Source organism: Pseudomonas sp. 1176_21, from assembly GCF_052850635.1.
Genome location: NZ_VXCV01000012.1, coordinates 94,842 through 120,951 on the forward strand (window position 1 = coordinate 94,842; position 26,110 = coordinate 120,951).

Below are 26,110 nucleotides of genomic sequence, written 5' to 3' on the forward strand. Positions count from 1 at the left end.
GCCCTCCCTGGCGCCGCTGGTTCCTACAACAGACCACCGACTTCCTCACGCAATGTGTACGGAAAGACTACCTCCCCTGACCCGCTTGCTGCCTAGATCTCCCCTTGGCGGTTGACCGAGAATTCCTTCAGGCCACTTGGCAGTTCAACGCTGTCGACGTGGGGCGCGCCGCACCTGGCAAGGATGCTCAGGCACGGACGGCACCCGATGAAGTGGCCCCTTCGCTCATACCGCCAACAAGGAAGTCATCATGGAACTGTGTGACCTGAACAAGATCGACATCGAACAACTGCCCCAGTCACTGCAGATGCTCATCGAATGCATCGGGCTGGAGCATGCCTACCGCCTGACCACCATCTACGGCGGCCGCCCCAAGTACATTCCCAAGCACCGCGAGCGCACCACGCTGGCCGAGATCCTGCCAACCGAAGCGCTGGATGCATTGATCAAGCGCTACGCCGGCATGGCGCTGGAGATTCCCAAGGCCGACCACTTCAATCGCCAGCTGCGCAACCAGCAGATCCAGCAGGAAAGCTCCAATGGCCAGTCACGCAGCGTGCTGGCCGACAAGTACGGGTTGAGCCTGCGCCAGATCGGCAACATCCGGCGCCAGGAAGCGCACACGCGCTAGACACACCCCGCACACAACAACGCCAGGCGCGAGCGGTCGCGCCTGGCGTTGTTGTGTGCGCAGCCCTTGACGGGCCGTATCAGAAGTCGCGCTTGTAGAAGATATCCAGCGAGCTGGCGATACCGCTGGCAGCCTCCAGGTAGACCTTCTTGCTGAGCAGGTAGCGCAAGGCGATGGTGTTGGCCGGCTCGAACACCCCTACGCCGTAGCGCAGGCTCAGGCGCTCGGTCAGCTTGCCGCTGGCCACCACGCTGGTATTGTCGCCGCTGCCCTGGGTATCGAGCTGGAAGTCCTCGATGCCCAGGCTCGATGCCAGGCTGCCGGTAATCCCCGCGCTGCCCGCCAGGCCCAGGCCCAGGGCCGCCTCCGCCAGCATGTTGTTGTCTTCGCCGGTATTGCCCAGCGGACGCCCCAGCACCAGGTACGACAAGGCCTGCTCCTGGCTCATCGCCGGCTCGGAAAACACCTGGGTGGTGGGCTGTTCGGCGCTGCCGCTGAGGCGGATGCCGGCAATCACGTCGTCGGTCTGGCGAATGGCCTCGATGTCCAGGTAGGGCTGGTCGATCGGCCCGGCAAACAGCAGGCGCGCACGGCGGATGGTCAGGCGCTGGCCATAGGCGCGGTAGCGCCCATCGGCCAGGCTGAGCTCGCCACGGGTATCGAGGTTGTCGCCAATGTGCACGCGCCCCAACAGGTTGGCGGTCAGGCCGAAGCCGCTGAATGCCAGCTTGTCCTGCCCCACCTCCACGTCGATGTCCATGGCCACGGCCATCGGCGCCTTGCCCTGCTCGGTCTGGTGGCCGACGATGACCGTGTCATCCGACACCTTGACAGTCGAAGGCGGCAGTTCGCGCACGGTGATCTTGCCCTTGGGCACCAGCACCTTGCCGGTGACCGCGAGCTTTTCGCCGATCATGTGGATCTTCAGGTCCGGCGCCACCTCCAGGTTGGCGTAGGGTTCGACGGTGACCGGCAGGCGCTGCCCCTGCAGTTGCAACTCCACCGCCAGGCCCTGGGCCCAGCCGATCTGGCCACTCAGGCGGCCCTGGCCGACCGGGCCGCTCTTCCACTCGCCCTCCAGTTGCACCTGCTCGCCTGCGATCTGTGCCCGCAGGCTGAGGTCGCTGAGGCTGATGGGCAACTCGGCCCCCGACACTTCGCCATTGCTCAGCGTCAGGTTGCCGTTGACCTGGGGCGCCAGCAGCGTACCGGTGATCTGTCCGCTGCCGTTGAGCTGGCCAGCCAGGCGCTCGACCATCGGCGCGAACGGCCGGCCCACCGACAGCTCCAGCCCGCTCAGGCGGAAGTCTCCGCTCAGCGGCTTGTTGCGCGCCAGCGGGTCGATGCGCGCCGACAGGGTCAGCTCGCCCAGGCGCCCGCCCACGAACTCCAGGCGCGTGTCCACGCGGCGCGGGCCCAGGGTGCTGTTCAGGCGCAGCGCCTGGTACGGAAAGTCCAGCCATCGATCCTTTTCCCGCACCCGCAAGGTGCCGCCACTGGCGTCCACCACGATCGACCCCTTGGGCCCGCTGGCCGGCAGGTCGAGGTTGATGTCGGCATTGAGCATGCCCTGCCAGGCGAAGTCCTTGGGCAACCACTGCGCCAGGCTTTGCAGCGGGAACTGCTTGAGGTGGTAGCGCAGGCGCGGGTCGGGCATCAGGCGCTGGTCTTCACCACACAGGCTGGCTTGCCCGGAGCGCCAGCAATGGGCGCCGAAATCCACCTGCCCATTGGCCAGGCGCTGCAACCTGGCCGGTGCCTGCAGCTGCCAGTCCTGCCCGCCCGCCTGCACCTGGCCGCGGGCCAGGCGTCCGCGCCAGTTGCCCTTGTCGAGCTGACCGTCCAGGCCCAGGTCGAGCTTGAGCTGCGGCCCATCGAGGGCCAGTTGCAATTGCTGCTTGCCAATGTCGCCCTGGCCTTTGGCGGTCAGGGTGCCCAGGTTGGTTTCGCCCAGGCGGATCGACCCGGCCTGCAGGTCGATCAGGGCACGCTGGGCGCTGTCCAGCCGGGCGTCCAGGTCAAGGCGTTGCACGCGGTTTTCGGCCTGGCCCAGTTGCTGGCCCTGCAAGGTCAGTTGCCCCTGCGGCGCCTTGAGCGTACCGGCCACATCGAGCCGACCCTTGAGCTGGCCTTGCAGTTGCGGCCACAGCTGGCCCAGGCGCGGCAGGTTGAGGTCAAGCTGACCGGCTAGGCGTTGCTGCACACTGGCGCTGCCGTTGATCTTGTTGTCCCCCAGCTGGATCAGCAAGGTGCCCAGGGTCCAGTTCTCGCCTGCACCGTCGGCCTTGGCCTGCAGCACGGCGGGCTGGCCGCGCAATCGCCCCTTGAGGTCCAGGTCGGCATTCAGGCGCAGCGTGTCGCCCTTGAGTTCGCCCTTGCTGCGCAGCGGGCCCGCCAGGGTGCCCGGCAGCTCGGCCAGCCAGTACGCCGGGTTGAGCGCCGACAATTCCAGCGCCGCGTCCCACGCCACGCCCTCGGCAAACTGCACGGCGACGCTGCCGGCCACCTTGCCCTGGCCGGCTTCAAGGGCCAGCTGTGGCAGGCTGACCTGGCCCAGGTCGCCCTTGAACGGGCTGCTGACCTTGAAGGCACCTGCCGGCCCGTCCAGGTCGCCACTGAAATCGCCCTGGTAGTTGCCGTCGCGGTAGTTGACCTTGGCGTTCAGGCGCCGCAGCGTGACCTGCGGAGCCTCGTCCAGCGGGTACAGGCGCAGCCACGGGAAGTCCAGCCAGTCGATGCTGGCATCGGCAACCAGACCGCTCTGCCAGTCGGCAGTGGCGCTGAGCGTGACACGCTGCTGCGCGGCGGCGCTCAGGTCCAGGGCGGCGATCTGGGCGCCCTTGGCATCCACCCGGCCACGCAGGCTCAGGCTGATCGGCCCCTGCTCGGCCGGCAGGCGACCGGCGCCCACCAGTTGGTAACCTTTTGCCAGGTCGCCATAGGCACTGAGTTCCAGCTGCTCGAACTGCAGGGTGTCCGGCAATCCGGCCGATGGCTTGAAGCCGGTGGCGCTCAGGCGTACCTGGGCCGGCAGGTGCTCGGCCAGGGGCTGCAATTGACCCGCCAGGCGCCCTTGCAGGTAGCCGCTGCTGTCAGCCTGCAGGTCGAGGCTTTTCTGCAGGTCGCCTTTTATCTGCACCGCCAGTTGCCAGGGCTGGTCGTCGATGGCCGGCAGTTGCACCTGACCCTGCAGCTGCAACGGCCAGTCACCCACCGGTTGCAGCAGGCCGCTGAGGTTCAGGCTGAGGTCTTCGCGTTGCAGGTTCAGGCTGTCGATCTGCAGGCCCTGGGCGGTCCAGTGCGCAGCCAGTTGCAACTGGCTCAACTGCTCGCTGCCGTCCAGATGCAACTGGCCGACCTGTACTTCGCCCAGTTCGATCGCCACTGGCAACTGGAGGCTGGGCAACTGCAGCGGCCCGCTGTCGGGCGCTGCCTCGCTGGGGGCGAAGTCCAGGTTGACCTGCCCGGCGCGCAGCTGGTCGATACACAAGGTCATGCGCAACAGGCAGCCGGGCGACCAGGCAAACACCGGCGCAAGCACTTCGACCCGGTCCTCGCCCTGCTGCCAGATCAGCCGATCGGCCTGCCATTGCCCGCCAAGGCGGCCTTGAAAATTGTCCAGCTGCAAGCCCGGCACCAGGCTCAAGGCCCAGCGGCTGCCGGCCTGGGTACCCAGCAGGATACCCACGGCCAGCACCAGCACGACCAGCAGCGCCAGCAGGGCCAGCCCGCCGCGTTTCAACACCTTGCTCACAACTCGGGCCCCATGGAAAAGTGCAAACGTATGCCGCCGTCATCGTCCAGCGCCTTGGCCAGGTCGAGCCGCAGCGGGCCGACCGGCGACACCCAGCGCACACCGAAGCCGACGCCGGTCTTGAGGCTGGGAAGCTCCAGGCTGTTGAACGAGTTGCCCTGGTCGACGAAGGTCGCCAGGCGCCACTTCTCGGCGATCGAGTACTGGTACTCGGCACTGGCGGCCACCAGGTAGCGCCCGCCGATACGGTCGCCATCGGCGTTCTTGGGTGAAAGGGTCTGGTAATCGTAGCCACGCACGCTCTGGTCGCCACCGGCAAAGAAGCGCAGCGAGGGGGGCACCGACTTGTAGCCGTTGGTGGCGCTGCCGCCGAACTGCACCCGGCCCAGGAAGCGGTGGTTCTGCGCGACGGTGGTCAGGCCCTTGAGCAGCACGTTGCCATGCAGCAGGTTGGTGTCGGACAGCAGCCCTTCCTTGGCCACCTGCGCGTCGAACTGCAAGCGGTAGCCGTTGTGCGGGTCGATGCGGTTGTCGCTGCGCAGGTAGCTGTAGCTCACACCCGGCATCAGCAGGGTGCTCAAGCCCGAATCGTCACCCAGACGGTACTCTTCGCGCTGCCACTTGAGCGATACCACGCGCTGCCAGCCGCTGGGCAGCTTGCTGTGCCATTCCGGGCCCACGGTGAGCAGTTTGCTGAGGCTGTCGGTGCCGGCGATCTCTTCGTTCTGGTAGCCGCCGGCAAAGCGCAGCTTGTCGGTCAGCGGCGGGTCGAGCGGTATGTCGTACCACAGGCCGACGTTCTGGCGCGGCGCCGAAAGTTCGGTTTCCAGGCCATAGCTGTGGCCTTGCGGGTTGACCCAGTGGCGGGTCCAGTTGGCCTTGCCGCGCGGCCCGACGTCGGTCGAAAAGCCCAGGCCCAGGCCCATGGTGCGGGGCTTGCGGGTTTGCAGTTGCACCTCTACCGGGATGCTCTGCGCCACGGCGGCAGTGGGCGCAGCGTCGACCCGCACGCCTTCGAAGTAGCCGCTCGATTGCAGCGCGTTGTTCAGTTCGGCGATCAGTTCGGAGTCGTAGGGGGTGCCTTGCTTGAAGGGCACCATGCGTTGCAGCAGGCTCTCGTCGAACGGCGCGTCGCCTTCGAAGCGGACCTTGCCCAGCTGGTAACGCGGGCCGCTGTCGTACACCAGTTCGATGTCCGCCACACCCGCCGCCGGGTCGACCGCCAGGCGCTGGCGCAGGAAATGCCCGCTGAAGAAACCGTAGCGCGAGGCCTGGTTCTGGATCAGCCGCTTGGCGTCCTCGTAGTTGCCATGGTTGAGCACTGCCCCAGGCCGCAGCGCCTTGCTCGAAGGAACCCGGAAGGCCGTCATCTCGCTGGCCGGGCCCTCGACGCGCACGGTCACCTCGCGCAGGCGCACCGGCTCGCCCGGCTCGATGCTGAGCACCAGTTGCGGGCCCTTGTCGGCCTTGGGCGAAGGTTTGACCTGGCTGTCGATCTGCGCCTGGTAGTAGCCCAGAGCCTGGGCGGCTTTTCTGGCCTGCTCCACGGCGCCGCGGCTGAAGCGCAGCAGCGCTTCTTCATCGCGGGTGCCAAGGCTGCCGATATAGCCTTCGACGTTGGCCTTGAGCTCGTTGTTGGCGGGCTTGATGCGTACTACCAGCTCGCTCTGTGCGTACACCGCGCAGCTGGCAACCCATAAAATCAACCCGCAGGTGAATCGTCCTGAATACGTCATAGGCGCGGATGCTACCAGAGCTTGGCGGTTGCCCGCAGCTCGCCGACGGTCTGATACACCACCCCTTCAGGCCTGTGCCTGGCGCAAACGCTGGGGATTGGGATGAAAAAACACATGCTCGCGGATTGGTCCTACAGCAATTTCACCGATTTCCAGGTAGCCCTGTCGCTTGTAGAACTCGAGGTAGTGGTCATTGCCGGTATTCAGTACCACCCCTTCGGACTGTTCGTCCTCGGCGCACCAGTCATGCAGCGCCAGCAGCAACTGTTCGCCATAGTGATGGCCCTGGAACTGCGGGTGAATGCCCAGTAGCGGCAGCACATGCACCGCGTCGCCCGGCACACAGGCCATGACCGCGGCCTGGTAGTCCAGGTAGCGCCGGGTACAGCGCAGGCCGGCGCTCAGCAGCATGCGCAGGCGCCACGCCCAGCTCTCGGTGATGCCCAGGCGCCGCTGCGGCGGGGCGATCAGGGCAATGCCGATCAGCCGGTCCTGCACCAGCAGGCCCAGCGCCGGCAGGTCCTGGAAGAAATGCTGACGCACCAGCTCGCGTACCGTGGCGCGCACGCGATGGTCGTAGCCGGGGCGATCGGCCTCGAACAGGTAGCGGAAGGTCGGCTCATGCCGGTAGGCCTGGTACAGCAGCGAGCGCGCCTCACGGCTGTAGCCGCTGTCGAGCTGACGAACTTCGGCCGGTACGGCAGGGGTATCGGACATGGTGACTCTCCTGGTGGGCTTCAATGCCTCTTTCTGAGTAGTGCGCGCTGGCCAACGTTCCCTTTGACTATAGGCCAGGACGCCACGCGTGCTGACACGCCGGGCGCCATAGGCTAGCATTCCCGATTTGCTCAGGATTGCGCCCCCCCATGAAGATCGTCTCGTTCAACATCAATGGCCTGCGCGCCCGCCCCCATCAACTGGCCGCGCTGATCGAAAAGCACCAGCCGGACGTGATCGGCCTGCAGGAAACCAAGGTGTCCGACGAGCAGTTCCCGCTGGCCGAGGTGCAGGCGCTGGGCTACCACGTGCACTTTCACGGGCAGAAGGGCCACTACGGTGTCGCCCTGCTGTCGCGCCAGGCGCCGCTGAGCCTGGTCAAGGGCTTCAGCACCGATGAAGAGGACGCGCAGCGGCGTTTCATCTGGGGCACCTTCGCCGACGAGCACGGCAACCCCATCACAATCATGAACGGCTACTTCCCCCAGGGCGAAAGCCGCGACCACCCCACCAAGTTCCCGGCCAAGCAGCGCTTCTACGAAGACCTGCAGGCCCTGCTCGAATCCCGATTCCAGAACGACCAGCCACTGGTTGTGATGGGCGATGTGAACATCTCGCCCGAGGACTGCGACATCGGCATCGGCCCAGACAATGCCAAGCGCTGGCTGAAGACCGGCAAGTGCAGCTTCCTGCCCGAAGAGCGCGAGTGGATGGCGCGCCTGAAGAACTGGGGCCTGACCGACAGCTTCCGCCATCTGCACCCGGAAGTGGCCGACCGTTTCAGCTGGTTCGACTACCGCAGCCGCGGCTTCGAGGACGAGCCCAAGCGCGGGCTGCGCATCGACCTGATCCTGACCTCCCAGGCACTGCTGCCGCGCATCAAGGCCGCCGGGGTCGACTACGAGTTGCGCGCCATGGAGAAACCCTCCGACCATGCGCCGATCTGGCTGGAACTGAACTGAGCCATGCGCTCGATGGCAGTCATTGGACTGTCATCGATCTGTCTTAATCTGCGCTCACCATCTTGAGTGCAGAGCATCCCCGGCAATGTTGCGATCTTTCTGTCTGCTGCTTGGCCTGCTGCCGGCGCTGTGCTGCGCCGAGCCGGCCAGCCTGCGCCTGCAAGGCTCCAATACCGTGGGCAGCGTGCTCGGCCCCGCGCTGGTACGCGGCCTGCTGCAGGCCCAGGGCGCCCGGTCGATCCAGACCCTGCCCGGGGCACGGCCCAACGAGGTGTGGGTGCAGGGGGTTTCGCCACAGGGTCAGACACTGCGCGTGAGCATTGCCGCCCATGGCTCGAGCACCGGCTTTGCTGCGCTCAAAAGCGGCGACGCCGACCTGGCGGCCACCTCACGCCCGATCAACGACAGCGAGCAGCAGGCGCTGCACGCGCTGGGCGACCTGAAAAGTGCCGACGCCGAACAGGTCATCGCCCTCGATGGCGTGGCCGTCATCGTGCACCCGGACAACCCGCTGCCCCAGCTGAGCACCACGCAACTGGCGCAGATCTTCGCCGGCCGCATCACCACCTGGGATGAACTGGGCGCCGGCAGCGGGCCGATCCACCTCTACGCCCGCGATGACCGCTCGGGCACCTTCGACACCTTCAAGGCCCTGGTGCTGGACGCCCAACAGTATTCGCTGGCCAGCCACGCCAGGCGTTTCGAGTCCGGCGAGCAGTTGGCCGACGAGGTCAGTGCCGACCGCCAGGCCATCGGCTTCAGCAGCCTGGCGTCGGTGCACGGGGCCAAGGTGCTGGCCATCGTCGACGGCACCTCCCAGGCCATGCTGCCGACCCCCGCCCTGGTGGCCAGCGAAGACTACCCGCTGTCGCGGCGACTGTACCTGTACCTGCCACCCGCCCAGCGCAACCCGCTGGCCAATGCCCTGGTGGAGTTCGCCCAGAGCGCAGCGGGCCAGGCCATCGTGGCCAGCAGCGGGTTCGTCGCACAGCAGGTGCGGCCGGTCCAGGTACAGGCCTTGCCGGGGATGCCGGCGCAGTACCGCCAGTTGATCGCCAACGCCAGGCGCCTGAATGTCAATTTCCGCTTCCAGGAAGGCAGCGCCAGCCTCGACAACAAGGCACTGCGCGATGTCCAGCGCGTGCTGGAGTACCTGCGCGAACACCAGAAGCTGCAGCACAGCGTGGTGCTGGTGGGGTTTGGCGACGCCAAGGACGACCCCGACCGCGCCGCCCTGCTCTCGCGGCTGCGGGCCATGGCGGTACGCCGCGAACTGGTGCGCGAAGGGGTGAACCTGCGCGAAGTGACGGGCCTGGGCGGTCAGATGCCCGTGGCGACCAATGCCGCCGAGGAAGGCCGAATCCGCAACCGCCGCGTGGAAGTCTGGGTCTACTGACCCACCCACCCGGGAAACCATTTGTAACAGCCTCCCCCCTCACCCTTTCCAGAGGCGAGCTAGGCTTTGGCTCAGTGACACCGGGCCCCTCTGACGGCTGATCGCCGCCATGTCGGAGTCACAGTTGTTTTCATACAACTACGACGACAAGGAGGGGCTCATGAGCGCTCTGCCGTTATTTCTCTTCGACGACTTCCTGGGCACGGCCGTGTGGCTGTGGCTGGTGTTCATCACCCTGGTGGTGGCTCTGCTGGTCCTGGACCTTGGCGTGCTGCACCGTCGCCCGCACGACATCGAAATGCGCGAAAGCCTGCTGCTGTACTCGGCCTACTTCAGCGTGGGGCTGCTGTTCGGTGGCTGGGTGTGGCTGGAGCTGGGTGCGCAGAGCGCGCTGGAGTTCTACACCGGGCTGCTGGTGGAGCAGTCGCTGTCGATGGACAACGTGTTCGTCATGGCGATGATCTTCGGCTTTTTCGGCATCCCGCGCCGCTACCAGCACCGCGTGCTGTTCTGGGGCATTCTGGGCGTGGTGGTGCTGCGCGCCCTGATGATCGGCCTGGGCAGTGCGCTGGTGCAGGAATTCGACTGGATACTGTACCTGTTCGGCGCATTCTTGCTGTTTACCGGCCTCAAGATGCTGTTCACCCGCCACGAAACGCACCCGGACCTGGCACACAACCCGGTGATCAGGTTCGTGCGCCGGCACATGCGCGTGACCGATGACCTGCATGGGGCGCGCTTCTTCGTGCGCCTCAAGCCGGCTGGCCAGCCCAGGGCACTGCTGTACGCCACGCCGCTGTTCCTGGCCCTGGTGCTGATCGAGCTGGCCGACCTGGTGTTCGCGGTAGACAGCGTGCCGGCCATCCTGGCGATCACCCAGGACCCCTTCATCGTGTACACCTCCAACATCTTCGCCATCCTGGGCCTGCGTGCGCTGTACTTCGCCTTGGCGGCGCTGGTGCACCGCTTTGTTTACCTCAAGTACGCCCTGGCGCTGGTGCTGATATTCATCGGCGGCAAGATCTTCGCCCACGGCCTGATCGGCAAGGTGCCGCCGCTGCTGTCGCTGTGCGTGACGTTCGGGCTGCTGGCCGGTGGCGTGCTGCTGTCGCTGTTCAAGACACGAACGGCGGCCGAGGAGGTGAAACGGGTGGAGTAGCCTCGGGCAGCGTGTCGATACCCTCGCGGATCAGGCCCGCCGCACCCGGTCAGCAGGCGATCCGCGAGGGCATCGACGCGGGCTCAGTGCCCGCTGCGCAGCATCTCCCGGGGCACGTACTTGCCGATCTCGTACTTGCCGATCGCCGCGCGGTGCACTTCATCCGGCCCATCGGCCAGGCGCAGGGTGCGTTGCATCGCGTACATGTAGGCCAGCGGGAAGTCGGCACTGACCCCTGCCCCGCCGTGAATCTGGATGGCCCGGTCGATCACCTTCAGCGCCACGTTCGGTGCCACCACCTTTATCTGCGCGATCTCGCTGCGGGCCACCTTGTTGCCGACGGTGTCCATCATGTAGGCCGCCTTGAGCGTCAGCAGCCGGGCCATGTCGATCTCCATGCGCGAGTCGGCGATCTTGTCGATGTTGCCACCCAGGCGCGCCAGCGGCTTGCCGAATGCAGTGCGCTCGGCCGAACGCTTGCACATCAGCTCAAGGGCACGCTCGGCCATGCCGATCGAACGCATGCAGTGATGGATGCGCCCCGGCCCGAGACGGCCCTGGGCGATCTCGAAGCCGCGCCCTTCGCCCAGCAGCACGTTGTCATACGGTACGCGCACGTTCTCGAACAGCACCTCGGCGTGGCCATGGGGCGCATCGTCGTAGCCGAACACCGGCAGCGGGCGAACGATCTTCACCCCCGGTGCATCGGTAGGCACCAGGATCATCGAGTGCTGCTGGTGACGCGGCCCGTCCGGGTTGCTCAGGCCCATGAAGATCATGATCTTGCAACGCGGGTCGCAAGCGCCGGAGGTCCACCACTTGCGGCCGTTGATCACCCACTCATCACCGTCGCGCACCGCCCGTGCGGCCATGTTGGTGGCATCGGACGAGGCCACGTCGGGCTCGGTCATGGCGAACGCCGAACGGATCTCACCGCGCAGCAGCGGCTCCAGCCACTGGCGCTTCTGCGCCTCGCTGCCGTAGCGCACCAGGACCTCCATGTTGCCGGTGTCCGGGGCCGAGCAGTTGAACGGTTCCGGCCCCAGCAGCGAGCGGCCCATGATTTCGGCCAGCGGCGCGTACTCCAGGTTGGTCAGGCCGGCGCCCAGCTGCGACTCGGGCAGGAACAGGTTCCACAGGCCCTCGGCCTTGGCCTTGTCCTTGAGTTCTTCCATGATCGCGGTCGGCTGCCAGCGATCACCTTCGGCAACCTGGCGTTCGAACACCGCCTCGGCGGGATATACATAGGCGTCCATGAACGCGGTGACGCGTTCGCGCAGTGCCTGGACCTTGGGTGAATAGGCGAAATCCATGAGCGGTACCTGCTGGGAAAGGCGAGTGATTTAAGAGATCTGGCTTGGATGCTAGATCACCGGGCAAAATCCACCTAGCCTATTCTCGGCGTGTATAAACATTCATAACCGATATATGATCGGGCCATAACTCCAACAAGAGCGGCATCCATGAACCTCAGCAAGGTCGATCTGAACCTGTTCATCGTCTTCGATGCGATCTACACCGAAGCCAACCTGACCCGTGCCGGGCAGATCGTCGGCATCACCCAGCCTGCGGTGTCCAACGCGCTGGCGCGGCTGCGCGAGACCTTCAACGACCCGCTGTTCGTGCGCACGGCCCAGGGCATGGTGCCCACGCCCATGGCCCAGAACATCATCGGCCCGGTGCGCAATGCCTTGTCGCTGCTGCGGGTGTCGGTGCAGGAGAGCCGCATCTTCAACCCATTGCAGGCCAACAAGACCTTCCGCATCAGCATGACCGACCTTACCGAGGCGGTGGTGCTGCCATCGCTGTTCCAGCGCCTGCGCCGGCTGGCGCCGAACGTGGTGATCGAGAGCTTTCTGTGCAAGCGCCGCGAGACCACCAAGGAGCTGGCCGCCGGACGCCTGGACTTTGCCGTGGATGCACCGCTGAACACCGACCCGCAGGTGCGTCACGTCAAGCTGATGCAGGACCCGTTCGTGTGCGCGATGCGCCAGGGCCACCCGCTGGCCAGGGACAGGATCAGCCTGGAGGATTACCTGAGCCTGACCCACATCCAGATCTCCAGCCGGCGCAACGGCCTGGGTTACGTGGACCTGGCGCTCGGCAAGCAGGGGCTCAAGCGCAAGATCGCGCTGCGCTCGCAGCATTACCTGATGGCTTCGCAGGTGCTGCAGCAGACCGACATGGTGATGACCGTGCCGGAGCGCTTCGCGCGGCGCCACCAACTGAACTACGTGAGCCTGCCGGTGGGCGACGTGCCGCCTTTGGAAACCCACCTGTACTGGCATGAAAGCACCGACCAGGACCCGGCCAACCGCTGGATGCGCGAGCAGATGATCGAGTTGTGCCAGGCGGTGGTGGCGCAGGACGAGCGGGAGGCACGCGCATAAGCTGCGGGCTGCGTTGAAGCCATCGCGGGTCAAGCCCGCTCCCACCCGACCTGCGCTGAAGCTGTGGGAGCGGGCGTGACCCGCGACAGGCATCCCGAATGCCTGCTTGACGTATACGTCAACCAGCCAGTAGCTTAGCCGCATGCCCCCTTCCCCGAGCCATGCAATGAGCAGCCAGACCTACAGCATCTCCGACCTTTCCCGCGAACTCGATATCACCACCCGGGCCATCCGCTTCTATGAGGAGCAGGGCTTGCTCAGCCCCGAACGTCGTGGCCTGGAGCGTGTGTATTCGGCCCGCGACAAGGTCAGCCTCAAGCTCATCCTGCGCGGCAAGCGCATCGGTTTCTCGCTGGCCGAGTGCCGCGAGCTGATCGAACTCTACGACCCCACCAGCGGCAATCAGAAACAGCTGCACAGCATGCTGGCGAAGATCGCCGAGCGCCGCGCCCAACTCGAACAGCAACTGCTCGACATCCAGCAGATGCAGCTGGAACTCGACACCGCCGAGGAGCGCTGCCAGCAGGCGCTGGCCACCACCCTGAACAATCAGAAAAACGGCCATTGAGGCCCACAGGAACCCTAGCCATGTCATTGCCTACCCATGTGCGTCTGGTCGAAGTCGGCCCCCGCGACGGCCTGCAGAACGAAGCCCAACCCATCAGCGTGGCGGACAAGGTCCGCCTGGTGGATGACCTGACCGACGCCGGTGTGTCCTATATCGAGGTGGGCAGCTTCGTCTCGCCCAAGTGGGTACCGCAGATGGCCGGTTCGGCCGACGTGTTCGCCAGCATCCGCCAGCAGCCCGGCATCACCTATGCGGCGCTGGCCCCCAACCTGCGCGGTTTCGAAGACGCACTGGCCGCAGGCGTCAAGGAGGTGGCCGTGTTCGCCGCCGCGTCCGAGGCGTTTTCGCAGCGCAACATCAACTGCTCGATCAGCGAAAGCCTGCAGCGCTTCGCGCCCATCATGCACGCGGCGCGCGAACACGGGGTGAAGGTACGCGGCTATATCTCGTGCGTGCTGGGCTGCCCCTATCAAGGCCAGGTAGATGCCGAGCAGGTCGCCCCCATCGCCCGCGAGCTGCGCGACATGGGCTGCTATGAAGTGTCGCTGGGCGACACCATCGGCACCGGCACCCCGGGCGCCACCCGCCGCCTGTTCGAAGTGGTCGGCGCGCAGGTGCCACGTGCCGAGCTGGCCGGGCACTTCCACGATACCTACGGCCAGGCGCTGGCCAACGTGTACGCCAGCCTGCTGGAGGGAATCAACGTGTTCGACAGTTCGGTCGCCGGCCTGGGCGGCTGCCCGTATGCCAAGGGCGCCAGTGGCAACGTGGCCAGTGAAGACCTGCTGTACCTGCTGCAGGGCCTGGGCATCGAGACCGGCATCGACCTGGACAAGCTGATCGACGCCGGCCAGCGCATCAGTGCCGTGCTGGGCCGCGCCAGCGGGTCGCGTGTGGCCAGGGCACGCGCTGCCCGGTAACGGTGCGCAGCAACAGGCCCAATGGGGGGGTGAGTGTTACCGCCCCCACACCCGACAGGGAAAATCCGGGTAACACGGAAACAAATCAGCACAATTTCCCGTGACGATTTTTCCACCAAACCAGCAAGCCATTGATTTTATTGGGTTTTGAAAAGTTGGCACGGCACCTGCTATATCTTTCGTACAACAACAATAAAAAATGCGACAACCCAATAAAAATAAGACGTACCGGCTCTGACATAACAAGAACAACACGGCAGAGGCGCAGCTAACAGATTTTTTTGAAGTGGATGGCTTTTCGGGGGCGTGCCCCGCGACCTGATAGAGAACAATAAAACTACCCCAAGGTAGCGCCCGTCTCGGTTGGATCAGCAATGATAAAGGTCGATCAGCGCTCAAAAAAATACGTTTGCTCTTGATCCCGGATGGGGATCGCAACGCAACAAGAGGCAAGGGTCGCCAAAAACAACAATAGACCACCCTCCAATAATAAAAAGAGCACACGCAACAAAATTTGAGGGGAGCCCAGGCTCCCCTCAGTGCTTGCTGCCCTACTCGTTCTGCTGGTCATCCTCTGGCTTGCGCTTCTCCAGGCGGTCGACCACCCACGGCATCACCCCCAGCACCAGCAACGCCAGCACCGTGCTCACCAGTGCAGTGGCTTCGCGCCCCATGCCTGCGGCCACGCCGATGGCGGCGGTCATCCACAGGCCCGCAGCAGTGGTCAGGCCCTTCACATGACCCGCATCGTCCTCCTTGCCCTTGAGTATGGTGCCCGCCCCCAGAAAGCCGATGCCGGCGACGATCCCCTGCACCACCCGACTCAACGCTGCGTCGTCCGCCCCGGCCATGCGCGGCACCAGCACGAACAGCGCCGCACCGATGGCCACCAGCATGTGCGTGCGTACTCCCGCCGCCTTGCCCTTGAGCTCGCGCTCGAAGCCCAGCACCGCCCCCAGCAGCGCAGCCATCAACAGGCGCACCGTCACCTGCGTCAGTTGCTTGGCATCGGTGATATCGGCGAATTCGGCAATCAGTGTCGACCAGACTTGGTGCCACCAGGCGTCCATGAGCAGCGTCCATCAGCAAGGGGATACTGGATGGACAACAGCCTGGCGCGCGAGTGCTGTCGACCGCTGATCGGCCACGCTCAGCAACCCGGCCGGCAACGGGGTCACAGCTGTAAGCCCCCCGTTCGAGGACACCGCCATGCCCATTGAAATCAACGAAACCACCAAGCGCTGCACCCTGATAGCCGACGACCTGAACATCGAAGGTGAAGCGGCAGAGGTGCAGATCATCACCGATGCCGACCTGCGCATGTCGATCGCGACCCTGGCCGGGCAACGGGTGCCGATCACCGAGGCAGAGGCTGACGCGCTCACCGTGGCAGGTGCGGTGGATAGTCGCAGGCATTTGAAGACCTCCGAGGAGGGCTCGATCATATAAGGGCTGCAGGGTTTCAAGGGATAATCTGATACGGTTTTTATCCAGATATCTGCACCTGTTATGCAAACAGATGGGACGCCATAGTGCTCTGGCCTGATCGAGGCCTGATGAGCGACGAACCATGAGCGAACGAATTCCCGTCCAGATCGTTGAAATTGCCGAGCCCTCCACGTTCAAGAAGAAGGCCGCCAGCAGCGACAGACACATCCACACCCGTAGCTTCACCGGCTTTTTCCGAAACCTGCGCCTGGGTGGCGCGGGTTTTCTGTTTCTGCTGTTTTTCGGCACCGTCTGGCTGAACTGGGACGGGCGCCAGGCGGTCCTCTGGGACCTGGCCGACAGCAAGTTCCACATCTTCGGCGCCACCTTCTGGCCGCAGGACTTCATCCTGCTGTCGGCGCTGCTGATCATCTGCGCCTTCGGCCTGTTCGCCATCACCGTGTTCGCCGGGCGCGTCTGGTGCGGCTACACCTGCCCGCAAAGCACCTGGACCTGGGTGTTCATGTGGTGCGAAAAGGTCACCGAGGGCGAACGCAACCAGCGCATCAAGCTCGATGCGGCGCCCTGGGGCCCCAACAAGCTGGCGCGCCGCGCAGCCAAGCACACCCTGTGGCTGGGCGTCAGCCTGCTGACCGCACTGACCTTCGTCGGCTACTTCACCCCCATCCGGCCGCTGACCCAGGAGCTGTTCACCCTGCAGCTGGGTGGCGTCAGCCTGTTCTGGATCCTGTTCTTCACCGGTGCCACCTACATCAACGCAGGCTGGCTGCGCGAGGCGGTGTGCATGCACATGTGCCCGTATGCCAGGTTCCAGAGCGTGATGTTCGACAGGGACACCCTCACCATCGCCTATGACCCGCAGCGCGGCGAGTCGCGCGGGCCGCGCAAGAAGGACGCCAACCACAAGGCCCAGGGCCTGGGCGACTGCATCGACTGCCACATGTGCGTGCAGGTATGCCCCACCGGTATCGACATCCGCGACGGCCTGCAGATGGAGTGCATCGGCTGCGCTGCCTGCATCGACGCCTGCGACAGCATCATGGACAAGATGAGCTACCCACGCGGGCTGATCGGCTACAAGTCCGAGCACACCCTGCAAGGCGGCACCACCCAGTGGATGCGTCCGCGCCTGCTGGGCTACGTGACCGTGCTGGTGGTGATGATCGGCGCCCTGGTGATCGCCCTGCAGCAACGCCCGATGGTGTCGATGGACGTGATCAAGGACCGCGGCCTGTTCCGCGAGAACGCCCTGGGGCAGATCGAGAACATCTACACCCTCAAGGTCATCAACAAGACCCAGCAGCCGCAGACCTACCGCCTGCGCCTGGTGGACGCCGAGGGCTTCGAACTGCATGGCAAGACCGAGTTCACCCTGGCGGCCAGCGAGATGAGCGATATACCGGTCTCGGTGGCGATGCTGGCCGACCGTGCGCCCAGCAGCTCCCAGGAGATCAGCTTCGAACTCATCGACACCGACCAGCCGAGCGTGCGCAGCCTTGCGCGCAGCCGTTTTGTCGCGCCTTTGAACCGCTGATCACATACACTCCGCTGAGTCAGACCGCCCAGAGCCATGATGAAACGCTACGAGAAATTCGCCGACGACATTGCCGAACTGATTCGCTCCGGGGTACTCGGCCCCGGCCAGCGCGTGCCGTCGGTGCGTTACGCCAGCCAGACCCACGGGGTCAGCCCGTCCACGGTGTTCCAGGCCTACTACCTGCTGGAGCGTCGCGGGCTGATCCGGGCCCGGCCGCGCTCGGGCTACTTCGTCAACACCCACGCCCCGCGCCAGTTCAACGAGCCGCAGATCATCGAGCAGGCCAGCGAATCGACCGAGGTGGACGTCAGCGAGCTGGTGTTCTCGATCCTCGACTCGATCAAGGACCCGCAGACGGTGGCCTTCGGTTCGGCGTTCCCCAGCCCCAACCTGTTCCCGCTGCCGCGCCTGGCGCGCTCGCTGGCCAGCGCCAGCCGCGAGATGGACCCGCGCATGGTGGTCACCGACCTGTCGCCGGGCAACCCGCAACTGCGCCGCCAGATCGCCCTGCGCTACATGGTCGGCGGCTTGATGCTACCGATGGAAGAACTGCTGATCACCAACGGTGCGCTGGAGGCGTTGAACCTGTGCCTTCAGGCGGTAACCGAGCCGGGTGACCTGGTGGCCATCGAGGCACCGGCGTTCTATGCCTGCCTGCAGATTCTGGAGCGGCTCAAGCTCAAGGCGGTGGAGATTCCGGTGCACCCGCGCGAAGGCATCGACCTGGGGGTGCTGGCGCAGACGCTGGAGCGGCATCCGGTCAAGGCCGTGTGGTGCATGACCAACTTCCAGAACCCGGTGGGCGCGAGCATGCCGGAAGACAAAAAGAAGCAGCTGGTCGAGCTGCTGAGCGTGCACCAGGTGCCGCTGATCGAAGACGACGTGTATGCCGAGCTGTACTACGCGCAGCAGGCGCCCAAGCCGGCCAAGGCATTCGACACCGAAGGGCTGGTGATGCATTGCGGCTCGTTCTCCAAGAGCCTGGCGCCGGGCTACCGGATCGGCTGGGTGGCGGCCGGGCGCTATGCGCAGAAGATCGAGCGGCTCAAGCTGATGACCTCGCTGTGTGCATCGATGCCGGCGCAGGCGGCGATTGCCGACTACCTGCAGCACGGTGGCTACGACCGCCACCTGCGGCGCCTGCGCTATGCGCTGGAAGAGCAGCAGAACGCCATGCTGGCGGCGATTGCCCGGCACTTCCCGGCGCAGACGCGGGTCAGCCACCCCAGCGGCGGGTACTTCCTGTGGTTGGAGCTGCCGGAGCAGATGGACTCGCTGAAGCTGTTCCAGATGGCATTGGCCCAGGGCATCAGCATTGCGCCGGGGCCGATCTTTTCGCCGACGCGGCGGTTTCGCAACTGCATCCGCCTCAATTACGGCAGCCCCTGGACCGAGCAGTCGGAGCAGGCGATGGAGACGCTGGGGCGGATTGTGCGGTCGTTCTGAGGGGCTGGCATGACGGCCAACTACCCATCGCGGGTCAAGCCCGCTCCCACATGACTGCGGTGATCCTGTGGGAGCGGGCTTGACCCGCGACTGGGTCGGTGCAGCCCCTTGCCCACACCCGCACAATCGCGCACCATCCCCTCCCGCACTTGCCCACGGATGGCCCCGGATGAAACCGCTGTACCTGCTACTGGCCCTGCCCCTGCTGCCCGCCTGCAGCCTGATCGGTTTCGTCGCCAAGGAAAGCGTCGTGGGCGCCACCAGCCACTACGGCTTGAGCAGCACCACGCTGATCGCCGAACTCCCGCCCAACCACGGCGTCACCTATAACGCCAGCTACGCCCCGCTCGACCCGTACCGCTGCACCGTGGCCTCCCCCGCCACCGGCGGCATGCGCTCGCGCCCCAACCAGTACCGCACCGACCAGGCCGATGCGCACCCCGACGCGCGCACCGTCACGTTCAGGATCCCGCTGACCTACACCATCGGCAGTTGCACCCAGCAACTGGACAACATCACGGTGAGCATCAAGTCCCCCAGCGGGCGGTACAGCCTGGCGGGGGTCGAGGTATTGCCGGCACTGCCCGACGGCACTGGGCCGGTACGCGACGCAGACCCCGAGCTGGTTGTGCGCCGCCTGTGCGGCACGGCCTACCACATCGTGCCCGGGCATGAGCGCCACGTGCTGGCCAGGGACATCGACTGCCTCGCCGCCGACAGCCAGTGGCAACCCCTGGAGCGGACCTCCAGGCACCCCGGCCCGGTCGCCAACGTCGCCTACACCCAGCTGAACAAGACCGACCTGCGCTTCGTGTACCGCCTCATCGACAAGGAGTGGCCGCTTTACCCCGAGAACTGGTCACCGGTCGGCGATGGCATGAAGCCCTGCGCTTCACAATGGAAGTGGGTTGGCGAAGCCTCCTGCAGCTACCGCCAGCAGACCTTCAGCACCTTCGAGATGGACGGGCGCCAATGCACCACCTACCCGGGCTGCTCGTAACCGCGTCGCCCCTTCAACGGGCCTCCCCCGCACGCGGCTTGTAGAACAGGAACCTGGGAGTTTCGGCGGTCTTCAAGTACGTCCTGGCCCACGCGGGATGCACATGGCGGTCATGAAAGTACATCGCACCATCGGTGCTGTCGGTCAGTTGCTGATTCAGCGCCTTGCGCGCGATTTCCTTGGCCACGGTGTACTGCACCGGCTCTTCCACATCGTCCGAGCGCCCGTCGCACCACCACGAGAACTGGCATGTACGCTCCTTGATGCCCTGCTTGACCACCTCGCACACGGTGCCCGGAAACCCTTCGTGCCCCAGCCGGTTCATCACCACGCTGGCCACACCCTGCATGTCCGCCGCCTCACCGCCCTTGGCCTCCCAGTAGAGGGTGCGCGCCAGGCAGGTGATCGCGTCATCCAGCGCGGCCTCGCCCTTGGGGTCGACCGCCTGCACTTCGCTGCGGGTGATGGCCTGGTCGCTGGGTACGCTGGCCTCGCGCCCCTGTTCGGCAGCCTTCTGCTCCAGCACCTGGGCCTTGTCTTCGGCTACCGCCGCAGGCGGCGCCGCGGCGGCAGAGCCCGGCAGAACAGCGATCAACCACACGGCAAGACAGCAAACTGCAGCGAATGAGCGCATGACCGAGCCTTCTTGTGAGCCTCTGATAGATGCACAGTAGCTGCAACCGGCGATTTGCGCCGCCCTACCCCAGCAGCTCGCGCAGGCGGTACCACAACATGCCCAGCGCAAGCAGTGGCGAGCGCAGGGCCGGGCCGCCGGGGAAGGTCATGTGCGGCACCTTGCTGAAGATATCCAGGCCCTGGCTATGCCCGGCGTGGATCGCCTCGGCCAGCAACTTCGCCGTCCAGTGGGTGACGTTCACCCCGTGCCCCGAATAGCCCTGGGCGTAGAACACGTTGGGGTGCTGCTGCAGGCGTCCCACCTGCGGAAAGCGATTGGCGGTAATGCCGATCTTGCCGCCCCACTGAAAGTCGATGCGCACATCCGCCAGCTGCGGGAACACCTTGAGCAGCTTGGGCAGCATGTAGCCGGCGATATCCGCCGGGTCGCGCCCGGAATAATGGCAGGCCCCGCCGAACAGCAGGCGCCGGTCGGCAGTAAGGCGGTAGTAGTCCAGGCCGACCTTCTGGTCGCACAGCGCCAGGTTCTGCGGGATCAGCCCGGCGGCGCGCGGTGCCGACAGCGGCTCGGTGGTGATGATGTAGCTGCCGGCCGGCAGCACCTTGCCGCTCAGGCGTGGCTCCAGGTCGTCCAGGTGCGCATTGCACGCCAGCACCAGGCTGCCGGCCCGCACGCTGCCGCGCGCGCAGCGCACCTGCACGGTGGGGCCATGCACCAGTTCGAGCACCGTGCTGTGCTCGAACACCTGCACCCCCAGCGACGCCGCCAGGCGCGCCTCGCCCTGCACCAGGTCGAGCGGGTGCAGATGGCCGGAGCCCATGTCCAGCAGCCCGCCGGCATACACCTTCGAGGCCACCACCTCGTGCATCTGCTGCGGCCCGTAGAGTCGGGTCTGGTGCCTATAGCCCAGCGCCTCCAGGCTCTGCTGTTCAGCCTGGAACGCTGCGTACTGCGCCGGGGTATTGGCCAGCTCGCAGAAGCCCCAGCGCAGGTCGCAGTCGATGCCGTCCTCCTGCACCCGGCGGCCCACCACCTCCACCGACTCGATGCCGGCGCGTTGCAGGTAGGCCACCCCTTCCTGCCCCACGTAGCGGGCAAACCCCGACACCTCGTGGCCGATGCCGCGAATCAGTTGCCCGCCGTTGCGCCCGCTGGCACCCCAGCCGATGCGCCGCCCCTCCAGCAACACCACCGAAAGCCCGCGGCGAACCAGTTCGATGGCGGTGTTGACCCCCGTGAAGCCACCGCCGATCACGCACACATCGGCGATCAGGTCCTGCTCCAGCGTCGGGTAGTCGGCCTGGCGTCTGGCCGTCGCTGCGTAGTACGAACGGGCGTGTTGCGCATTGCCATTCACGTTGTTCATTTGTTCGATTTCACTTTGCTCCACGAGCGGGTCATCAAGCGCATGATGGCCGGCGTGGGGGTGCTGGAGATGTACAGTTTGTCGAGCACCGCCTGGGGCGGATACACCTCGGGGTTGTCGACCAGGTCGGCGGCCATGTACTGGCGCGAAGCCGGCGTCGGGTTGGCGTAGCCCACCAGGGTGCTGACCTTGGCGATCACCTGCGGGTCCATCAGGTAGTTGATGAAGGCGTGCGCCTCCTTGGGGTTGGTGGCGTCGGCCGGGATCGCCAGCAGGTCGAACCACAGGTTGCTGCCCTCCTTGGGAATCGAATAGGCGATGTTCACGCCGTTGTGGGCTTCCCTGGCGCGGTTGGCCGCCTGGAACACGTCGCCGGAGTAACCGAAGGCGATGCAGATGTCGCCGTTGGCCAGGTCCGTGACGTACTTGGAGGAATGGAAGTAGGTGATGTACGGGCGCAGCGCCAGCAGCTTGGCCTCGGCCTTCTTGTAGTCCTGCGGGTTTTCGCTGCGCGGGTCCAGGCCCATGTAGTTGAGCACTGCCGGGAACAGCTCGTCGGCCGAATCCATGAACGACACGCCGCACTGGCTGAGCTTTTTCAGGTTCTCGGGCTCGAACAGCACCGCCCACGAATCGATATGGTCGATGCCCAGCACCTGCTTGACCTTGTCGACGTTGTAGCCGATGCCATTGGTGCCCCACAGGTAGGGCACCGAGTGGCGGTTGCCGGGGTCGTTGTCCTCCAGTTTCCTGAGCAGCACCGGGTCGAGGTTCTTCCAGTTGGGCAGTTGCGAGCGGTCCAGCTCCAGAAACGCCCCGGCCTTGATCTGGCGCGCCAGGAAGTGGTTGGACGGCACCACCACGTCGTAGCCGGTGCGCCCCGCCAGCAGCTTGCCCTCCAGGGTTTCGTTGGAGTCGAACACGTCGTAGATCACCTTGATCCCGGTCGCCCCCTGAAAGTCGGCCAGAGTGGTGGGGCCGATGTAATCGGTCCAGTTGTACACGCTGACGCTCGGCTGGGCCTGTGCGGCGGCCCCCCACAGCAACCCCAGGGCCACCGGCAACACGGATTTCAACAGACGCATATCGACACCTCTTCTGATTGTTTTATCGATGATCGGCAGGTCAGCGCATCACACGCTCAGCAGCAGGAACTCGCGCTCCCACGAACTGATCACGCGCTTGAAGTTCTCGTGCTCGGCGCGCTTGACCGCCACGTAGCCACGCACGAACTTGCTGCCCAGGTAGCGTTCGATGGTCGGGCAGTCTTCCATGTGCGCCAACGCGTCCTCGATGGTGATCGGCAGGCGCAGGTTGCGCCGTTCATACGCACGCCCCTGCACCGGGGCGCTGGGCGCGATGCCCTCGACCATGCCCAGGTAGCCGCACAGCAGGCTGGCGGCAATCGCCAGGTACGGGTTGGCATCGGCGCCGGGCAGGCGGTTCTCAACGCGCATCGACTCGGGGCTGGAGGTGGGCACGCGCAGGCCCACGGTGCGGTTCTCTTCGCCCCACTCCACGTTCACCGGCGCCGAGGTGTCGGGCAGAAAGCGACGGAACGAGTTGACGTTGGGCGCGAACATCGGCAACACCTTGGGGATGTACTTCTGCAGGCCGCCGATGTGCTGCAGGAACAGCTCGCTCATGCTGCCGTCGTCATTGACGAAGATCGGCTTGCCGGTGGCGCTGTCGACCACGCTCTGGTGCAGGTGCATGGCGCTGCCCGGCTCGTCGCCCACCGGCTTGGCCATGAAGGTGGCGGTGACGTTGTGCTTGAGTGCGGCCTCGCGCATGGTGCGCTTGAACACGGTGATCTGGTCGGCCAGGTCCAGGGCGTCGCCGTGGCGGAAGTTGATTTCCATCTGCGCCGGGCCGTCTTCGTGAATCAGCGTGTCCAGGTCCAGGCCCTGGGCCTCGCACCAGTCGTAGACGTCCTCGAACAGCGGGTCGAACTCGTTGGCGGCATCGATGGAGAACGACTGGCGGCCACTTTCGGCGCGGCCCGAACGGCCCAGTGGCGCCTGCAACGGCAGGTCCGGGTCTTCGCAGCGCTGGGTCAGGTAGAACTCCATCTCCGGTGCCACGATCGGTTGCCAGCCCTTGTCGGCGTACAGCTTGAGGACTTTCTTGAGCACGTTGCGCGGCGACAGCTCGATGGGGTTGCCCTGCTTGTCGAAGGTGTCGTGGATCACGATCGCGGTGGGCTCCAGCGCCCAGGGTACCGGGTAGATGGCCGTCGAGTCGGGGCGGCAGAGCATGTCGATGTCGGCCGGGTCGAGCAGGTCGTAGTAGATCTCGTCCTCGACGAAGTCGCCGGTCACGGTCTGCAGCAGCACACTTTCCGGCAGGCGCATGCCTCGCTCATGCAGGAACTTGTTGGTGGGGGCGATCTTGCCGCGGGCGATACCGGTCAGGTCGGTGACCACGCATTCCACTTCAGTGATCTTGTGTTCTTTCAGCCAGGTGGACAGCTGATCGAAGGGGGTATTCATGAGAACCTCGTTGTCGTGATGCAGGGCATGCGCAAGGGTGTGTGTGGCGCGGGCGGGCAAGGCCTGGCTTCCCCTGCGCCGCGTTGAGGTCTATCTTGGTGCCGCAGCTGCGGCTGCATCTATCCACTTTGAGCAGAAGAAAATGCACCAAAGCAGTGCATTCAGAGGTTCTCATGACAACCCCGTCGCCCTTGCGGGTACAGGCCTTCACCAGTGCCGATGTGGCCGAACAGGTACGCGCCACGCCAGGCTGGGCACAGCACTACCAGCAGATGTCACCCGGGCACTTTGCCGGGATGGTGCGCTGCCTCGATCTGCAGGGCGTGGAGGTGTACGAAGAGCGCATGAACACCCGGGTGGAGCAGAGCTTCAGCGCCCCCGGCGGTTCGCTGTCGTTCTGCTTCGACCGCAGTGACAACAGCCTGTACGTGCTCAATGGCGAAAGCCGCAACATCTGGATCACCCCCGAGAACTACCAGGAAGTGGCCGTCGTGTTCGGCCCTGCGTTCGTACGTGAGCACGGCGTGGACGTTGCGGCGCTCGAAGGTCTGTTCATGGCACCGCTCAATTCCCAGCGCAATGCCTTGTTCAGCGGCTGGCTGAGCAGTACCCTGACGCGCCTTTCGCAGAGCGAGGACGCGCCGTGCCAGCAGGTGCTGGCCAGGCAGTTGCTGGACGATTGTCTGTACATTCTCGACACCGCCTCGGTGTGCCTGGACCGCGGCGAGCTGTGGCGGCGCACCGAGGAGCGCACCATCATGCGCAAGGTCAGCGAATGGGCGGCGGATTCGCCGGAGGAGTCATTGAACCTGCTGCAACTGGCGCAGGTGGCCGGCAGCTCAGTGCGTCAGTTGCAGCATGCGTTCAAGGCGTACACCGGCATCACGCCCAGCCACTGGCTGCGCCTGCGCCGCCTCAATGGCGCGCACCGCGAGCTGCTGACCGCGCGCGGCCACACCGTGGCGGAAGTGGCAATGCGCTGGTCGTTCTGGCACCTGGGGCGGTTTTCCAGCAGTTATCAGGCGCTGTTCAAGGAGTTGCCCAGTGAAACCCTCAAACGACGCAAGGAGACACGGTATGGCTTTTGACTGGCATGGCGGGGTGATTACCCGGGATACACCGGTGGGCGAGGATTACCGCAACACGCAGAACGTGCGGCGGTTCATGCGTGAGCAGTGTGGCGAGGATTTCAGGTTCGACCGGCCGTTGATGGCGTGGATAGTCGATGGCACGGCGCGGACGATGGGGGATGTGGTGGATGAGTGGGCCAGGCGTCGTAGCGCTTAGCTGAACCCGCGACATCCCTGCGCAAGTACCCACTGGCAGCCCAGGCTGGTATTGTGCCGCCCTGCAAACCCAACTGGATGACTGTGAGGAAATGACGTTGAACGCTGATGCGAACATGACCGGGGACCTGTTCGAAGTCGACAAGCGCCTGGGCCTCAAACCCGTGGTGGACTTCAACACCTACCTGCGCGCCGCATTCGCCGACGGCGCCTGCGCATGCAGCCGCTGCCTGGAAAACAAGGGCGACGAGAGCGGCTACGCCTTCGCCCATACCTTCGACTTCCAGGGCCAGGTCACCCATCGCCGCTTCGCCACCACCACCGCCAGCGATGTGCTGATGGTCCTGAAAAAAGCCTGGCTGTCCTACACCAAGGCCGAACTGGATGTCAGCGGCAACCTGGACCTGGACGCCATCAAGGCCTTCGTCGAGCCACAGCTGCACAAACGCCTGGTGCCACTGTTCGTCGCCAGCGGGCTGGTTGTCGAGGTCGACGGGCAACTGGTGCTGCAAGCCCAGGCCGCCGCCTGACGGCCATGCCTGGGGCGCGTTGCCGGCAGAGCCGGCAACGCGCCTTGGCGCAACCCGCGCGCGATTGCACCCCCGCCCAGGCTACACACAGGCATTGCGACACTGTAGTATTGAGAACTATTCACATTCACTGT

At 65.3% G+C, this 26,110-nt stretch carries 23 protein-coding genes; 14 read left to right on the forward strand and 9 right to left on the reverse strand.

Features of this window, described 5'->3' with window-relative positions; translation table 11 throughout:
• Nucleotides 1-250: 250 nt before the first annotated feature.
• Nucleotides 251-631, forward strand: coding sequence for a Mor transcription activator family protein (locus FW760_RS22650; RefSeq protein ID WP_043860880.1), 381 nt, complete (start codon nt 251-253; stop codon nt 629-631).
• A gap of 79 nt (nt 632-710) precedes the next feature.
• On the opposite strand, the gene FW760_RS22655 is transcribed toward FW760_RS22650, so the two are convergent.
• The 3 genes from FW760_RS22655 to FW760_RS22665 all read right to left on the reverse strand — a co-directional run bounded on the left by FW760_RS22655 (nt 711) and on the right by FW760_RS22665 (nt 6,838).
• Nucleotides 711-4,385 (reverse strand): translocation/assembly module TamB domain-containing protein, encoded by a 3,675-nt coding sequence (locus FW760_RS22655; RefSeq protein WP_104572628.1) that lies wholly within the window; start codon nt 4,383-4,385, stop codon nt 711-713.
• Nucleotides 4,382-6,121 (reverse strand): autotransporter assembly complex protein TamA, encoded by a 1,740-nt coding sequence (locus FW760_RS22660; protein WP_043860882.1) that lies wholly within the window; start codon nt 6,119-6,121, stop codon nt 4,382-4,384. Before FW760_RS22660 ends, FW760_RS22655 begins: the two co-directional genes overlap by 4 nt.
• A gap of 66 nt (nt 6,122-6,187) precedes the next feature.
• A complete protein-coding gene (locus FW760_RS22665; protein WP_043860883.1) occupies nt 6,188-6,838 on the reverse strand; it encodes a GNAT family N-acetyltransferase in 651 nt (216 codons plus the stop codon).
• Between the two features lie 149 nt (nt 6,839-6,987).
• Here FW760_RS22665 and xthA point away from each other — a divergent pair, with 149 nt between their 5' ends.
• The 3 genes from xthA (at nt 6,988) to FW760_RS22680 (ending at nt 10,355) form a co-directional block, all read left to right on the forward strand.
• On the forward strand, nt 6,988-7,800 hold the full coding sequence (gene xthA / locus FW760_RS22670) for an exodeoxyribonuclease III (RefSeq protein ID WP_043860884.1): 813 nt from the start codon (nt 6,988-6,990) through the stop codon (nt 7,798-7,800).
• 85 nt (nt 7,801-7,885) lie between these two features.
• Nucleotides 7,886-9,196 (forward strand): substrate-binding domain-containing protein, encoded by a 1,311-nt coding sequence (locus tag FW760_RS22675; RefSeq protein ID WP_116054816.1) that lies wholly within the window; start codon nt 7,886-7,888, stop codon nt 9,194-9,196.
• A 160-nt stretch (nt 9,197-9,356) separates the two neighbouring features.
• The gene (locus FW760_RS22680) at nt 9,357-10,355 is read left to right on the forward strand and encodes a TerC family protein (protein WP_078480753.1); all 999 of its coding nucleotides are present in this window, start codon (nt 9,357-9,359) and stop codon (nt 10,353-10,355) included.
• An 83-nt stretch (nt 10,356-10,438) separates the two neighbouring features.
• Here the strand turns inward: FW760_RS22680 and FW760_RS22685 are convergent, their stop codons facing one another.
• Nucleotides 10,439-11,668 (reverse strand): acyl-CoA dehydrogenase, encoded by a 1,230-nt coding sequence (locus FW760_RS22685; protein ID WP_043860887.1) that lies wholly within the window; start codon nt 11,666-11,668, stop codon nt 10,439-10,441.
• 150 nt (nt 11,669-11,818) lie between these two features.
• On the opposite strand from FW760_RS22685, the gene FW760_RS22690 reads away from it, so the two are divergent.
• From FW760_RS22690 to FW760_RS22700, 3 genes are all read left to right on the forward strand, one after another.
• Nucleotides 11,819-12,745 (forward strand): LysR family transcriptional regulator, encoded by a 927-nt coding sequence (locus FW760_RS22690; protein ID WP_116054822.1) that lies wholly within the window; start codon nt 11,819-11,821, stop codon nt 12,743-12,745.
• 166 nt (nt 12,746-12,911) lie between these two features.
• Nucleotides 12,912-13,313 (forward strand): MerR family transcriptional regulator, encoded by a 402-nt coding sequence (locus FW760_RS22695; RefSeq protein ID WP_043860889.1) that lies wholly within the window; start codon nt 12,912-12,914, stop codon nt 13,311-13,313.
• Nucleotides 13,314-13,333: 20 nt separating this feature from the next.
• The gene (locus FW760_RS22700) at nt 13,334-14,233 is read left to right on the forward strand and encodes a hydroxymethylglutaryl-CoA lyase (protein ID WP_104572632.1); all 900 of its coding nucleotides are present in this window, start codon (nt 13,334-13,336) and stop codon (nt 14,231-14,233) included.
• A 551-nt stretch (nt 14,234-14,784) separates the two neighbouring features.
• Here FW760_RS22700 and FW760_RS22705 read toward each other — a convergent pair.
• Nucleotides 14,785-15,303: an MgtC/SapB family protein gene (locus tag FW760_RS22705; RefSeq protein WP_043860891.1), complete on the reverse strand. Its 519-nt coding sequence runs from the start codon at nt 15,301-15,303 to the stop codon at nt 14,785-14,787.
• Nucleotides 15,304-15,442: 139 nt separating this feature from the next.
• Here FW760_RS22705 and FW760_RS22710 point away from each other — a divergent pair, with 139 nt between their 5' ends.
• The 4 genes from FW760_RS22710 to FW760_RS22725 all read left to right on the forward strand — a co-directional run bounded on the left by FW760_RS22710 (nt 15,443) and on the right by FW760_RS22725 (nt 19,665).
• Complete coding sequence (locus tag FW760_RS22710; protein ID WP_054915115.1) at nt 15,443-15,682, forward strand: DUF3203 family protein; 240 nt, start codon at nt 15,443-15,445, stop codon at nt 15,680-15,682.
• Between the two features lie 121 nt (nt 15,683-15,803).
• On the forward strand, nt 15,804-17,216 hold the full coding sequence (gene ccoG / locus FW760_RS22715; RefSeq protein WP_054915116.1) for a cytochrome c oxidase accessory protein CcoG: 1,413 nt from the start codon (nt 15,804-15,806) through the stop codon (nt 17,214-17,216).
• 39 nt (nt 17,217-17,255) lie between these two features.
• Nucleotides 17,256-18,665, forward strand: a complete 1,410-nt coding sequence (mapR, locus tag FW760_RS22720) for a GntR family transcriptional regulator MpaR (protein WP_043860894.1) — start codon at nt 17,256-17,258, stop codon at nt 18,663-18,665.
• 169 nt (nt 18,666-18,834) lie between these two features.
• Nucleotides 18,835-19,665, forward strand: coding sequence for a hypothetical protein (locus FW760_RS22725; RefSeq protein ID WP_116054825.1), 831 nt, complete (start codon nt 18,835-18,837; stop codon nt 19,663-19,665).
• 13 nt (nt 19,666-19,678) lie between these two features.
• Here FW760_RS22725 and FW760_RS22730 read toward each other — a convergent pair whose 3' ends face one another.
• From FW760_RS22730 to FW760_RS22745, 4 genes are all read right to left on the reverse strand, one after another.
• Nucleotides 19,679-20,299, reverse strand: a complete 621-nt coding sequence (locus tag FW760_RS22730) for a cell wall hydrolase (protein WP_058541232.1) — start codon at nt 20,297-20,299, stop codon at nt 19,679-19,681.
• Nucleotides 20,300-20,363: 64 nt separating this feature from the next.
• Nucleotides 20,364-21,668 (reverse strand): NAD(P)/FAD-dependent oxidoreductase, encoded by a 1,305-nt coding sequence (locus FW760_RS22735; protein ID WP_253087273.1) that lies wholly within the window; start codon nt 21,666-21,668, stop codon nt 20,364-20,366.
• Nucleotides 21,665-22,753, reverse strand: a complete 1,089-nt coding sequence (locus FW760_RS22740; RefSeq protein ID WP_043860898.1) for a polyamine ABC transporter substrate-binding protein — start codon at nt 22,751-22,753, stop codon at nt 21,665-21,667. The genes FW760_RS22735 and FW760_RS22740 overlap by 4 nt, the downstream gene beginning before the upstream one ends.
• A gap of 48 nt (nt 22,754-22,801) precedes the next feature.
• Nucleotides 22,802-24,160: a glutamine synthetase family protein gene (locus tag FW760_RS22745; RefSeq protein WP_043860899.1), complete on the reverse strand. Its 1,359-nt coding sequence runs from the start codon at nt 24,158-24,160 to the stop codon at nt 22,802-22,804.
• A gap of 173 nt (nt 24,161-24,333) precedes the next feature.
• Between FW760_RS22745 and FW760_RS22750 the strand changes: the two genes are divergently transcribed.
• From FW760_RS22750 to FW760_RS22760, 3 genes are all read left to right on the forward strand, one after another.
• Nucleotides 24,334-25,248: a helix-turn-helix domain-containing protein gene (locus tag FW760_RS22750; RefSeq protein WP_054915122.1), complete on the forward strand. Its 915-nt coding sequence runs from the start codon at nt 24,334-24,336 to the stop codon at nt 25,246-25,248.
• Nucleotides 25,238-25,447, forward strand: a complete 210-nt coding sequence (locus FW760_RS22755; RefSeq protein WP_043860901.1) for a DUF6434 domain-containing protein — start codon at nt 25,238-25,240, stop codon at nt 25,445-25,447. Before FW760_RS22750 ends, FW760_RS22755 begins: the two co-directional genes overlap by 11 nt.
• A gap of 91 nt (nt 25,448-25,538) precedes the next feature.
• On the forward strand, nt 25,539-25,976 hold the full coding sequence (locus tag FW760_RS22760; protein ID WP_054915124.1) for a hypothetical protein: 438 nt from the start codon (nt 25,539-25,541) through the stop codon (nt 25,974-25,976).
• Nucleotides 25,977-26,110 lie beyond the last annotated feature (134 nt).